The sequence below is a fragment of the Caldanaerovirga acetigignens genome (assembly GCF_900142995.1).
In the GTDB taxonomy this organism is placed as follows: Bacteria; Bacillota; Thermosediminibacteria; order Thermosediminibacterales; family Thermosediminibacteraceae; genus Fervidicola; species Fervidicola acetigignens.
On record NZ_FRCR01000007.1, the window covers coordinates 42,008 to 55,696 of the forward strand.

Here is a 13,689-nt window from a genome sequence, read left to right on the forward strand (position 1 = left end):
ATTTATTTACTGAACCTCCTCTCCTTCTTCCGTTGTTGGCGTCTCCGCAGCGTCAACGTTCATACTCTGTAAAATACGCACTTCAAAACGGCTCAATAATTTATGGAGATCAATTACTAAAGCTACAGCTCCCTTTTGTCCCAGCTTCGCTATGCTTATCAGGTATTCATGGTTCAATCCCACTGGAGTCAGGGCTTTAGTAGACTCAATGTCGGCAAGCGGTATTCTCTTTACTTCTTTGACTGCATCAACAATAAATCCAGTCAGGCTGTCTCCAATGTCTACCACAATAATCCTATTCTGGTCTCCCCTGGTAAAACTACCCATTTCCAGGCGCTTGCGAAGGTCTATCACCGGAATAATCTTGCCTCGAATGTTTATTACCCCTTCTACAAAGGGAGGAGCCTGGGGTACGTGTGTTATTTCCGGCACATTGAGAATCTCACGTACAGAGGTTATCTCTGTTATAAAGTCCTGTTCACCAAGCCTGAAAAGGATATACTGGCCCTCACTGTTTTTATCTGCCACGGCTTCTTCCCTGACTTCACAATTTACGTTGCCTATCCTGGACTTCACTACTTCTAGTCCCATGAGGTAAGCGGGATCCACGATGTATGTAAGGTGCTTTTTCTTTTCTTTGTCTACCTTACATATTCCCTTAAATTTGACCCTGGCATCAACTTGGAGGTACTCCGGTATCTCTTCAATGTTATTTGCATCTATGGTGAGCACCTCAAATACACTGTCTACCACTATCCCAAAAAGCCCCCGTTCACCATGCAAGACAATAACCCTGCTCCTGCTTCGGTCGTATTCTTCCTCATTTAGCCCCATAAGTCTTGCCAGGTTTATCACCGGCAGCAACTGGTCCCTCAGTACCATTATCCCCTCAGCGTATTGTGGGAAGGTAGGGACGCTACTTAACTCTTCCGGGTAGGCTACTATTTCCTGGACACAGGCGATGTCTAAGCCGTATTCTTCCTCCCCGACGCCAAAGGTAACTAACTTTCGCTCTGCTTCGCCAGTTGCGTGTTCTAAGCTCTTTCTGTATTTTTCGTCACCGTATTCTTGCACCCTGATTTCCTCTTTTCCTACATGGAAACTTATGTTCTGGCCGAAAAGCTTTTGTGGATCAATTAGCATAATAACGCCCTTATCAGAGCGTAGGAGCCCGTAGAAATATGCTTGATGGGGGAGGTCCTGGGGAAGGGCTTCGATCTCTTCAGTATCTACAGTGACAACGCCTGTTACTGCATCAACCACATATCCAACACGATAGTCACCCAGTTTTATTATTAAGACCCTAGTATCTTCGTCATGTTCTTTATCGGGAAGGCCTAACTTCTTCCTACCGCTGACTACCGAGATAACAAGCCCGCGGAGATTGGCCAGACCCTCAACGTAATGGGGGGCCTGTGGAACTCTGGTTATATGCGGAAGTCGTATGGTTTCTTGCACCGCCTGTACAGGTACCCCGTATTGTTCCTCAGCGAGGCGAAACAGTACATACTGGGTTAAAGGCATAAGTCTTCACCCTTTCCTGCTGCCATGGTCCTTACAAGTTCTGAAGCTCGTTGGCCATGGTGGCAATCTCTTCAATAGCCCGTGCAAGTTCTTCCATGCCCTGGGCCTGCTGGCGAGCAGCACTGGACGCCTGTTCGCAGGCAGAAGCAGTCTCTTGAGCGGCGCTGGCAATATTTTCTACAGCCTTCTTGGCTTCTTCAGTCGCTTTTGCAGCCTGTTCGGCATTACCTGCAATCTCCTTAGCCCCCTGGACTATTGTCTCTATGTCTTGAGTCATTTTCTCAAGTTGTCCGACAACGGTTTTCGCTTCTTCTACTTCACGTTCGGCTTCGGATACTGCGATTTCTATTTCCCTCATAACAAGGGCAATGCGGTCCTGGATGGAACGTACCAGATCTTTTATCTGATCCGCATTGAGTGCACTCTCCTGAGCCAAATTCCGTATATCTGAGGCTACTACTGCAAAGCCTTTCCCGAATTCGCCGGAACGGGCTGCTTCCACAGCGCCGGTTACTGCCAGCATATTTGTCTGAATACCAACAGTAACTATGCTTTCCACTATCTTATCTATTTTTCTAGCCTCCTGTTCCAGGTCCCGCATAGCAGCCGCATTTTCCTGGGCTGTTTTCAATGCTTGGTATATACCGTATATCAGCCTCTCTATAAGTTCGCGGTTTTGCTTCAATAGTTCCTGCATCGCTTCTACTCGGCCAAGGCTTTTAACGGCAGCCTGTCTTATCCCTTCCATCTGCCGCGAAACCTGGACGGCAACTGCGAGCGATTTCTCGGTAGCCTGTGACTGTATATGAGCTCCTTTGCTTATCTGCTCAATAGCAGTCATAATCTGTCTAGCTGCTGTATTAGTTTCTTCCAGTGCAGCAGAAACCTCCTCAGCTGACGCGGCTACACTTTCAGAAGCTTTGGAGGAGTCTAGAGCGCTTTTGACTGCATCCGCCTGGACTAAAAGGTCATTTACTGCGGCACCGATATCGCCTAGAGCCTTAGTTTGTTGTTCTATGGAAGTAAGGGCTTCAGCTACTGCACTGCTCTGTTCTTCAGCCGCCTGGGCTATCTGAGAGGCCTCATTTTGAAACTCCTGGGTGGCCCGCGTTACCTCCTGGGAAAGGGTTAATACTGTTTCCGAACCTTCACGCACAGTAGCCATATCCTGTAATATCTTCCCCAGCCCTGCCGATACCTCGCGCCCTTTATCGGCCTCTCCCCTGGCCACTTCTGCCGCTTTATTTATGGCAGCGGCTATCTCCCTTACCCGCGACTGGATGCAACTTACTACCCTGCGAATGTCCTCCGCTGCTTTTTCAGAGATTTCGGCTAGGGCACGTACTTCATCTGCTACCACTGCAAATCCTTTGCCGTAGTCACCGGCCCGGGCTGCTTCAATAGCAGCGTTTAGAGCCAGAAGGTTAGTCTGATCTGCGATCCTAACTACCGTGCGAATAATGCTACCGATCTCTTCAGCTTGTTTCTCCAATTCCACCACCGACCGGGCGGACTCTTCATTCCGCGCCGCCGCGGCTATAACTCCGTCCACCAATTTTTGGATGCTTTGCGAAGTCTCGCTAGACAGTGCCTGTATAGAAATTACCTTGTTTAACGATTCTTGAGCCCTGGTTACGCTCACTTGGGCATTCTGGTTGATTTGTTCAATACCCGCCAGGGACTCTTGGGTGGCACTAGAAGCTTCTTCCGCGCCTTTGGCTATCTGTTCCATAGCCGCTTGAAGCTCATTAATTGCTGAAGAAGCCTCCTCTACTCCTGCCGAGAGCTGCTCTGTGGCGCTTGCGATCCTCTCTGCCAACTGCTGTCTCTTGGCAATAAGCCTTGCCTGACGACGTTGGGCCTCCAGCTTCTTGGCTGTCTCGTTGAAGCGCTTGTTTCCCGCCTCTTTTGCACCGGCCTCTTGCGAAAATTCCGGTGCCGCAAGTTTTTTCTCCATAAATAATACCCCCTATCACATAATAATTTTTTAGATGTTAAGCAGTCACTGCTTCAGTCCCACACCCTTTGAATTTAATGTGGCCCCTGCAGCCTTTAAGTTTCAGTTTACTTGGGTAAGCTACACAGGCCATCGGCTGAATACAGCCAGGGAAGATTTAAAAATAATTACCGTTATTCGATCCCGTGCTAGCAAAACATAAAAAATTGTACTTTTTGGGATACCGTCCTTTACACATTTCGACATTTTTTACCAAAATCCTCCCACGTTTTTTTTTTTTTTTTTTTTTTTTTTTTTTTTTTTTTTTTTTTTTTTTTTTTTTTTTTTTTTTTTTTTTTTTTTTTTTTTTTTTTTTTGAAAATTAATAATAAAAAAGAATCATCGCAAACTGTTATAACACGATTTTTTTATTAGCAAAAAATCCCGTGTAAATGTCCATCTCAATCTCTTGATTATATGCAGGAAAACTGCTCTCCTCCCGCACGTGTATTTTTGTCCCCCTTACCTTCATTGTAACTCTTGAACCCCTTCTTGTAATCCCGGCTGAAAGACCATCGATCAATCTGAAAAACCTGTACATTGGCAAGAGATACTTTGGAAAGTCGGACGGCAGCTCATTCTCTTCATGATGATGGAACTTTATCAAATAATACACTTTATCATCTATGGCATATAACGCTCTGCTCAAATCAGCCCCCCGAAATGCATGAAGGTGACCCTTTTCAAATGCTTCTTTCGGATTTACCACATCCCCAACCTTTAAATCCGGCTGCACCTTCCCGATATCGTGCAAAACTGCAGCCTGCACAAGGGCATTCTTTTCCATCCCAGGCAATTCCATCAGCCCTTGACTAAAGGCGTCTGCAATTAGCTTTAGCATGTTTATGACGTGCCTGAAGCAGCCGTTTTTGATCACTCCGGTTATCTTTATCATGCCCGTACTTTCGTCATATTCGTCCATATACTCCACTATAGATTTTAGCCGTGCCTCTATGCGCTGGTCCGGAAGCATTATTGAAAATGCCGTTTCTACTTCGTTTTGCATACTTCGCAATTTTTCTACCATAGCGTACTCCGCAGTTATATCGGCAAAAGTAACCAAAAAATAATCGGTTTCCCGCAAAATATCCGTACACATCCTGTAGTAGGTTCCTGTTCTTGTTGTGAATATTTTTCTTTTACTATTCTTAATTATCGCTTTCAATTCTTCAGTACCTATTGAGTTCTCCCTCATTATCTCTGTAGCAAGTTTATTGGCCTGTACTACCTCGCCGCCATCCGATACCAGCGCAATCCCAAAGGGAAGGAGGTCTATAACCGCCCCAATCAAGTGTTCCGTATCTACTCTTTTCTTCCTTTCCTCACTGTGCGACCTTATAAGTTCGCCTATCAGCTTATCCGGTGAAAACCTTCCCGTTATTTTTCCCTCTCCGCCAATAAATAATGGCAACCTTCCGTATTTATTTATCCTCTCAACAATGGCTTCTATGTCCACGGACGATTCTAGTTTATCCTCGTCCTTTATCAAAGTGGCAATGTCCTTGGCCTTAAATTTTGCACCTTCATCTCCCATGAGAAACCACTTTATTATCGATTTACCGTCAATGTATCCATAGACACCCTCTTCCTTCTCTACAACTACCAGAGTTCCCTCACTTTCAAGCAGTGCTTTCGCAACCTCTCTTAAATCGGCATCCGGTGGAACCACAGGCATATCGCATCGGTCTTTCATGATATCTTCCATTTTAGCACACCTTCCTAATTCTTGCATTCCAATTGGCTGTAGAAAACGAGCTTGTTTTTACCTCTTGCCTTAGCTGCGTACATCGCAGCATCTGCAAATTCTATTATTTCTTCAATACTCAATGGACGATCATCCGGATACACTGCCGCTCCAATACTGGCGGTAATTTTGACCCTTGCCTCTGTATAAACCCCCTCCTCTATTCGTTTTCTAACTCTTTCCAGAGGCTTTTTAGCGCCATTAGTATCTGTCTCTGGAAGAATTATGAGGAATTCTTCGCCACCATATCTAATAACTACGTCCTTATCTCTAAGGCAGGTCTTTATGACAACACTTACTTCCTTCAACAATTCATCCCCGATTGTGTGACCGTATCGGTCATTAATAATTTTAAAATTATCTAGATCGACCATAGCAATTGTAAGGGGCGTTTTCGATGCAACCGCATTCGACCAAAGTTTCGAAAGAATTCTATCTATAGCTAGCCTATTGTAAAGCCCTGTAAGATGATCTTTTTCGATACTTTCCTTAAGAGAAAGGAGCAAAGCATCCATAGCTATTAACATCTGGGCCAAAAACTCTGTAGCCCTTTCTATATAAATCCATTGGACCACATGGTTATCCTGCTTTATATTTAGGACCTCTTTCAAGACTTGATTATGAATATCAAGTATATTTGCAGCCTGAGCTAATGAGTCATCCATTAATTTTATAAGGTGCTGATATGCCTCAAATAATATTTCATCCTGTCCGCCTTTTAAGAGGTACTCTGAAAGATATTTCTTGTATTCCATAATAAAATCTTTAATATTTTTCACTGTAACCCCCCCTTGCTATCAGCACAGTAGCATCATCTTCTTTTATACTGTATTCATTTACTATCTTTAAAGCAACATCTCTAACATCTAGAGTTCTCAACCATACCATGTCAGGTGTCGGAATAAATTGATTTTTTATCCCATCGGTGCAAACTATTAATGTAGAGCAAAGTAGAGATGAAGACTCCTTAAACACTTTCGGACTACCATGCATTTTTCCGATGACACCGCCTGTCCCCATTATTCTCTTTGAAAACCTCTTATCAACGAGCCAAGCTTTAATATTACCCACGTTTATATATTCCATCACGTTCTCCGAAACACGGGCAATAAAAGCTGCACACCCCCGGGTAGAGAATAAATATCTTTGAAGGTCTTCGTATATCCTTTCAATTTTTTCCTCCAACGTGTCTTTAAAGTAACTCTCTATAACTTTTGCAACTTCATGCGCCCTCTTGCCGTGACCAAGGACATCAGCTACAAGCAGTATATATTTATCTCCTACCCTTTTCCACAAACAAACATCTCCACACTCATCTTCCAAATAATGTGGCTTTGATGCGGTTCCCACTTGCAAAACAAAACCCTTCTTATTCTCTCCAAAAGGATTAAGGTATACCTCCACTTTTGTTCCTCCACCGGGCTTTTGCTCTATTTTAAAATCATTACTGCTTTTTTTTACTACTTCAAGGCCAATACCAAGCCCACCGGCTAGCTTCTCTCCGTTGCCTATTACCGCAACTTTCCCCTTATCTTCAGCAAAAATGCGAAGACTGCCATTCTTCAATCCTACCTCTATACAACCTTTATCTCCGTATTTCAAAATATTAGTGGCCAATTCCTTGGCCACGAGAATTGCGATTGGTATGTCTAGATTAACTTCTCTTAAAAATTTTTTAAGGCGGTGCTCCAATATATAAAGATCGGCCTCAACTGCAATATCAACCCTTAACTTTTCCGTCAAAACACGCGCCTCCTTTTTTCCACGATAACGGCAGTTCCTTTCCCTACTTTAGACTCTATATGAAAACTGTCCATCAGCCTTCTGATCCCTGCTAAGCCTAATCCCAGGCTTCTTTCCGAAGTCGTATATCCTCCACTCACTGCAAGTTCTACATTTTCTATTCCAGGTCCTTTGTCGCACGCCAAAATCTCTATGGCTATCGCCTTCTCAGGACCAGCTTCCTTTTTCCTGATGAAAATGTATCCTTCTTTTGCATACCTGTATATATTTCTTGCAAGCTCTGACACTGCTGTGGCTATTTTAGTTACATCTGCCAGAGAAAAATCCATTTTCTGTGCAAAATTTTTTGCCATCTGCCTAGACACCGCTATATCGCTTTCATCTTTTATCTTCAGCACTATATCGTAGTCCTGGGGATTTACTTCTATCACCAGGTATCACTCTCCCAACGCAAAAACATTGAAAAGCGCAGCTTAATCCAGCTCACCCAGAATATCTATAGCATCCTCAAGGCTCCGGGCAGTAATTATGTCTTTCAACCTGATTCCCATCTGGGCTAGCGTAAGCGCTACCTGTGGCTGAATCCCGCATAAAACAGTATGGCATCCCATAGCTTTAGCCATACCAGCCGTCTCCGACAGGACAAAAGATATGTAGCTGTCGATTACATCTACCATGCTGACATCTATTATTATCCCCCGGACGTCATTCTCGTGAATCTCGTGGAGTATCTGCATCTGAAGCCTTTCAACCGTATTATCGTCAAGTTCTATTTGTATTGGGACAAGCAGGTAATCATAAAGCTTTATAGTCGGCACTACCTTATTCTTCATCGTCGTCCCCTCTTTTTCGGCTATGTTTTCTGTCGCTCTTGTCAGGTGCAATACCAATCGCATACTTGAGAGCGCTTTCCAGGTCTCTCTTTATAATTACCATGTTGAAATCAACTCCCAGCTTTACAAGGGTATGGGCTATTTCCGGTTTTATTCCCGTCAGAATTACGTCGCTGCCGAGCAGCTTTATCGCGTTAAACATTTCTATTAAAAATCCTCCGACAATTGTATCGATCATCGGCACTCCCGTAACATCCACGATGACTATCTTTGCCCTGGTGCTTGCCGTTTTTTCCAGAAGTTTTTCGGCCATGTTTTGTGCTCTGTGGCTGTCAAGGGTACCAATAAGAGGTACGAGGAGTATGTCCTGCCAGATCCTTATTATTGGTGTCGCAAGTTCGGCAAGAATATCCCCCAGTTCTCTTATTCGCGTCTCCTTTTCTTTTTTCGACTCATCAAATACCTCAACTACGACTTTTAAAATCTCCGCAAGGGGAAATCCTTCTATTTTATCGTCCAAAAACTCAAATCCTTTCAATAAATCACTTGAATCAACGACATTCATAAGACCTTTTAGCGGTTCTTTAATTTTTTCCTTCATGTCCGCGTTTCCGAAAGCATCCGCAAGATTAACCAAAAAATCCTCCCATTCTTTTTTTATCCCATCCTGTTTTGCCAAACCTTTTAAGAGGGTTTCCAAATTATAAATTATCGCTTCCTTCACGATAATACCACCCCTATCTTACGATTATAATTCAATAAAGAAGTCATCGTTTAGTTAACTATATTATCCGGCTAGTTAACTATTATAGCATAACTATTATAATTTTTTAATGATGTAATTCAAAATGCATTGGATACCCTTGCCTTTGGCGAAAGACTTTGCTTTCTCGCATGCAGTGGACTTTCACAGAGCTTTCGCCCTATGCCGGGCGCACAAAAAAATACCCGGACCGATTAGGCCGGGTATTTTTACTTCTTACATCCCAAAACTTTCTTTAGAAAATGACCCGTATAAGACTTCTCGTTGAAGGCCACATCCTCCGGAGTGCCCTCAGCCACAATCTCGCCTCCCGCATCTCCTCCTTCCGGACCGAGGTCTATTACATAATCGGCGGTTTTTATCACATCAAGGTTGTGCTCGATAACTACGACCGTGCTCCCACCATCCACTAACCGGTGAAGCACATCCAAAAGCTTTTTTATATCTGCCGGATGTAGTCCTGTGGTGGGCTCGTCCAGTATATATACCGTGCCGCCGTTGTTCTTCCTCGAAAGCTCGGCAGCAAGCTTTACTCTCTGGGCTTCGCCTCCCGACAGTGTAGTGGAAGACTGTCCTAACTTGATGTACCCCAGCCCCACATCCCGTAAAGTTTCCAGCTTACGCCTTATTTTGGGAAGGTTTTGGAAAAATTCCAGTGCTTCGTCCACCGTCATATCGAGCACATCGGCGATACTCTTTCCCTTGTACTTTACTTCTAAGGTTTCCCGGTTATAGCGCTTGCCCTTGCATACCTCGCATGGGACGTAAACATCTGCCAGAAAATGCATTTCTATCTTTATTATTCCATCTCCCTTACATGCTTCGCACCGACCGCCTTTTACGTTAAAGCTAAACCTGCCCGGTTTGTATCCCCTCATCCTAGCCTCTGGGGTTAGCGAAAAGACCTCCCGGATATCGTTAAAAACTCCGGTGTATGTGGCAGGATTGGACCTGGGCGTCCTGCCTATTGGAGATTGATCTATGTTTATTACCTTTTCCACGTATTCTACGCCTTCTATGCCATCGAAGTCGCCGGGCCTTGTCTTTACGCCGGATAACTTTTCCTTCAAAGCTTTGTACAAGATCTCGTTCACAAGGGTGCTCTTTCCGGAACCAGAAACCCCCGTCACGCAGGTAAAAAGCCCCACCGGAAATTTCACGTCTATATCTTTAAGGTTGTGTTCTCGGCAGCCCTTTAGCACTATCCACCTGCCATCGGGTCTTCGCCTTTCCTTTGGCACGGGTATTTTAAGTTTTCCGCTTAGGAACTTTCCGGTCAAGGATTCCTCGCATTTTTCAATAACTTCCACCGGTCCTGCCGCAACAACCCTACCGCCGTGCTCTCCCGCACCGGGGCCAATATCTATGATATAATCGGCCGCCCTCATGGTATCCTCGTCGTGCTCCACCACCAGCACCGTATTCCCAAGGTCCCTAAGTTCTTTTAAGGTTCTTATAAGGCGCTCGTTGTCCCTTTGGTGCAACCCTATGCTGGGCTCGTCGAGTATATATAAAACTCCGACTAGCCTCGAGCCTATCTGGGTTGCAAGCCTTATCCTCTGGGACTCGCCGCCGGAAAGCGTACCGGCAGGTCTGTCCAACGTCAAGTAATCGAGGCCCACGTCTATTAAAAATTGGAGTCTGCTTTTTATTTCTTTTAATACTTGCTGAGCTATAATTCTTTCCTTCTCGGTAAGCTCAAGTTCGCTGAAAAATTTCATGGCATCCCTTATGGAAAGCGCCGTCACCTCGGCTATGGAGAGGCCTCCCACCTTTACCGCAAGGCTTTCCGGCTTTAACCTTGCCCCCTTGCAGACGGGGCAAGGCCTCGTGCTCATAAACTGTTCGATTTCTTCCCTAGACCATTCGGAATCGGTTTCCTCGTATCGCCGCTTTAAATTATTGACAACACCCTCGAAATATCCCCGGTAGCGCCTTGTGCTGCCGTAGCGGCTTTCGTAGTAAAAGTCTATTACCTCGTCGGAGCCGTATAGCAAAATGTCTATCATGCGCTCATCCATCTTCTCGAGAGGAGTCTCCACATCGTATCCATAGTGCTCCAGCACCGCTTGAAGCATCTGGAAATAATACCCGTCGGGGCTGCTGCTCCATGGCACTACGGCGCCTTCTGCCACAGACTTCGATATATCTGGTATTACAAGGTCCGGGTCGATTTCCATGTTCACCCCGAGTCCGCTGCAGGCCGGGCAGGCACCGTAGGGACTGTTAAAGGAAAACATCCTGGGCGACAGTTCCTCTAAGCTGATGCCGCAGTCCGGGCAGGCAAAATTCTGCGAGAAAAGTAATTCTCTTTCCCCGATGACATCTACTATCACAAGCCCCCCCGACCTTGCAAGTGCCGTTTCAATGGAGTCGGCAAGCCTTGATTCCACGCCGGGACGCACAATAATCCTGTCCACTATTATTTCTATGTTGTGCTTTTTATTCTTGTCAAGTTTAATTTCTTCACCAACTTCCACGATTTCACCGTCTATTCTAACTCTTAGAAAACCATCTTTTTTTATATTTTCCAGGAGCTTCTGATGCTCTCCCTTCCTGCCCCGCACCACCGGTGAAAGCACTTGTATCTTAGTGCCCTCGGTAAGTTCCATCACCGCGTCCACCATCTGGTCGACAGTTTGCTGTGATATCTCCCTGCCGCAGCGCGGGCAGTGGGGCCGGCCTATCCTTGCATAAAGCAATCTCAAGTAGTCGTAGATTTCGGTAACCGTCCCCACAGTGGAACGGGGGTTTTTGCTGGTGGTCTTCTGGTCAATTGAAATAGCCGGGGATAGACCTTCTATATAATCCACGTCTGGTTTATCCATCTGGCCCAGAAACTGGCGGGCGTAAGCCGAAAGCGACTCCACGTAGCGCCTTTGCCCTTCGGCGTAAATGGTATCGAAGGCCAGAGTGGATTTACCCGACCCGGAAATACCTGTTATCACAACCAGCTTGTCCCTGGGTATTTCCACATCTATGTTCTTTAAGTTGTGCTCCCTTGCTCCTTTAACTATTATTTTGTCTTTCGACATGAATATCACTACCCTCTCTCACGACACCGAAAGCCTGGGCTTTTATCTCAAAGATGATATCGCGAAGCTGGGCTGCCTTTTCGAATTCCAGATTTTTCGCTGCCTCTCTCATCTTCTTTTCCAGCTTTTCTACGTAGGCTTTCAGTTCTTTTTTAGTCATCTTGGCAAGGTCCTTATCAGGCAGGAAGTCTTCCTTTTTGTCCACTTCCTTAGTGGCCTCGATGAGCTCTCTTATGCCCTTTTTGACAGTGGTGGGCACTATGCCGTGCTTTTTGTTGTACTCCATCTGTATCTTTCGACGGCGGTTGGTCTCGCTTATCGCTTTTGCCATTGACTCGGTTATTGTATCGGCGTACATTATTACACGTCCTTCGGCGTTGCGGGCTGCGCGTCCGATAGTCTGAATCAGCGAAGTCTCTGAACGCAAAAAACCTTCCTTATCGGCATCTAAAATTGCCACCAGCGAGACCTCTGGAAGGTCCAGTCCCTCCCTCAAGAGGTTGACTCCAACTAGGCAGTCGAATTTTCCGAGCCTGAGGTCCCGCAATATCTGAAGTCTTTCCAGGGTATTTATCTCAGAATGCAGATATTTTACCCTGATTCCCGATTCCCTCAAATAGTCGCAAAGGTCCTCGGCCATCTTTTTCGTCAGGGTGGTTACCAGGACTCTCTGGTCCCTTTCAGCTCTTTTTCTTATCTCGCCGATGAGGTCGTCTATTTGCCCTTTTGTGGGCCTCACTTCCACTTCAGGGTCCAAAAGCCCTGTAGGCCTTATGATTTGTTCGACCACCTGAGAGCTCTTTTCAAGTTCGTAAGGACCCGGCGTGGCTGAGAGGAATATGACCTGGTTTATCCTCTCTTCGAATTCCTCAAAGGTCAAAGGCCGGTTGTCGAAGGCCGAAGGAAGCCTGAAGCCGTGTTCCACCAAGGCTTCCTTGCGGGAGCGGTCCCCCGCGTACATGGCCTTAAGCTGGGGAATCGTAACATGGGATTCATCTATAATTATAAGGTAGTCTTCCGGGAAATAATCAAGGAGAGTAAAGGGCGGCTCTCCTGGTTTTCTCCCCGTAAGGTGTCTGGAGTAATTTTCAATCCCCTTACAGTATCCGGTCTCACGAAGCATTTCAATGTCGTAGTTCGTGCGCTGCTCGAGCCTTGCCGCTTCAAGGACCTTCCCTTTAGCCTTCAGTTCTGCCACCCGCTCTTCAAGTTCCTGCTGTATGGACTTTATAGCAGCTTCCAGCTTGTCCTTCGGAGTTACGTAATGGGATGCCGGAAAAATCGAAACGTGGTTTCTTTCCCCGATAACTTCGCCGGTGAGGGTGTCAAATTCTGTTATCCTCTCGATTTCGTCGTCGAAAAACTCCACCCTTATGGCCCTTTCGGTAAAAGAAGCGGGGTATATTTCAAGGATGTCGCCGCGCACCCGGAAAGTGTTGCGGGTAAAATCGTAATCGTTTCTCGTATATTGAATTTCCACCAGCCGGCGAATGACCTCATCCCTATCCTTTACCATTCCGGGCCTTAAAGATATAACCTGGTTTTCGTAATCCACCGGAGAACCCAGGCTGTATATACAGGAAACGCTGGCGACTATGATAACGTCCTGCCGTTCGAACAATGCCGCCGTGGCCGAGTGGCGGAGCTTATCAATCTCGTCGTTTATGGATGCGTCCTTTTCGATGTAGGTGTCGGTATGGGGGATGTACGCCTCGGGCTGGTAATAGTCATAGTAGCTGACAAAATATTCCACAGCGTTATTTGGGAAAAACTCCTTGAGCTCGCTGCAAAGCTGACCCGCCAAGGTCTTATTGTGAGCTATGACCAGAGTCGGCTTTTGGACCTTTTCTATTATGTGAGCGATGGTAAAAGTTTTGCCGGTGCCAGTAGCTCCGAGAAGTGTCTGGAACTTATATCCCTTTTTTATACCTTCGGACAACTGAGCGATTGCTTTGGGCTGGTCGCCTTTCGGAGTAAAACTAGAAACAACCCGAAACTCCCCCATGGCAATACCACCTTCTTCATCTTATTCACCTTAAAATTATACCATA

At 45.7% G+C, this 13,689-nt stretch carries 10 protein-coding genes; all 10 read right to left on the reverse strand.

Translation table 11 applies throughout. From position 1 onward, the window contains the following. Window positions 1-6: 6 nt before the first annotated feature. Entirely contained in the window at window positions 7-1,524 is a 1,518-nt protein-coding gene (locus BUB66_RS06670) for a chemotaxis protein CheW (protein ID WP_073256572.1), read from the reverse strand. A gap of 31 nt (window positions 1,525-1,555) precedes the next feature. Beyond that, a complete protein-coding gene (locus BUB66_RS06675; protein WP_073256575.1) occupies window positions 1,556-3,481 on the reverse strand; it encodes a methyl-accepting chemotaxis protein in 1,926 nt (641 codons plus the stop codon). 391 nt (window positions 3,482-3,872) lie between these two features. After that, window positions 3,873-5,225, reverse strand: a complete 1,353-nt coding sequence (locus BUB66_RS06685) for a CBS domain-containing protein (RefSeq protein ID WP_073256776.1) — start codon at window positions 5,223-5,225, stop codon at window positions 3,873-3,875. Between the two features lie 14 nt (window positions 5,226-5,239). Further along, entirely contained in the window at window positions 5,240-6,043 is an 804-nt protein-coding gene (locus BUB66_RS06690) for a GGDEF domain-containing protein (RefSeq protein ID WP_073256581.1), read from the reverse strand. Beyond that, window positions 6,030-7,007: a SpoIIE family protein phosphatase gene (locus tag BUB66_RS06695; protein ID WP_073256584.1), complete on the reverse strand. Its 978-nt coding sequence runs from the start codon at window positions 7,005-7,007 to the stop codon at window positions 6,030-6,032. The genes BUB66_RS06690 and BUB66_RS06695 overlap by 14 nt, the downstream gene beginning before the upstream one ends. Next, complete coding sequence (locus BUB66_RS06700) at window positions 7,004-7,438, reverse strand: anti-sigma regulatory factor (RefSeq protein ID WP_073256587.1); 435 nt, start codon at window positions 7,436-7,438, stop codon at window positions 7,004-7,006. The genes BUB66_RS06695 and BUB66_RS06700 overlap by 4 nt, the downstream gene beginning before the upstream one ends. Before the next feature lie 42 nt (window positions 7,439-7,480). After that, a complete protein-coding gene (locus BUB66_RS06705; protein WP_073256590.1) occupies window positions 7,481-7,840 on the reverse strand; it encodes an STAS domain-containing protein in 360 nt (119 codons plus the stop codon). Continuing rightward, window positions 7,830-8,564: an STAS domain-containing protein gene (locus BUB66_RS06710; RefSeq protein ID WP_073256593.1), complete on the reverse strand. Its 735-nt coding sequence runs from the start codon at window positions 8,562-8,564 to the stop codon at window positions 7,830-7,832. The genes BUB66_RS06705 and BUB66_RS06710 overlap by 11 nt, the downstream gene beginning before the upstream one ends. 248 nt (window positions 8,565-8,812) lie before the next feature. After that, window positions 8,813-11,638 carry an excinuclease ABC subunit UvrA gene (gene uvrA, locus BUB66_RS06715; RefSeq protein ID WP_073256596.1) on the reverse strand — a complete coding sequence of 942 codons (2,826 nt, stop codon included), beginning with the start codon at window positions 11,636-11,638 and terminating at the stop codon, window positions 8,813-8,815. Further along, a complete protein-coding gene (gene uvrB, locus BUB66_RS06720; RefSeq protein ID WP_073256599.1) occupies window positions 11,613-13,643 on the reverse strand; it encodes an excinuclease ABC subunit UvrB in 2,031 nt (676 codons plus the stop codon). The genes uvrA and uvrB overlap by 26 nt, the downstream gene beginning before the upstream one ends. Between the last annotated feature and the right edge of the window lie 46 nt (window positions 13,644-13,689).

What these genes read in the sequence shown, in the direction of transcription:
- BUB66_RS06670 (WP_073256572.1), bottom strand. Translation starts at nt 1,524, where the DNA reads ATGCCTTTAACCCAGTATGTACTGTTTCGCCTCGCTGAGGAACAATAC.
- BUB66_RS06705 (WP_073256590.1), bottom strand. Translation starts at nt 7,840, where the DNA reads ATGAAGAATAAGGTAGTGCCGACTATAAAGCTTTATGATTACCTGCTT.
- BUB66_RS06675 (WP_073256575.1), bottom strand. Translation starts at nt 3,481, where the DNA reads ATGGAGAAAAAACTTGCGGCACCGGAATTTTCGCAAGAGGCCGGTGCA.
- BUB66_RS06685 (WP_073256776.1), bottom strand. Translation starts at nt 5,225, where the DNA reads ATGGAAGATATCATGAAAGACCGATGCGATATGCCTGTGGTTCCACCG.
- uvrA (WP_073256596.1), bottom strand. Translation starts at nt 11,638, where the DNA reads ATGTCGAAAGACAAAATAATAGTTAAAGGAGCAAGGGAGCACAACTTA.
- uvrB (WP_073256599.1), bottom strand. Translation starts at nt 13,643, where the DNA reads ATGGGGGAGTTTCGGGTTGTTTCTAGTTTTACTCCGAAAGGCGACCAG.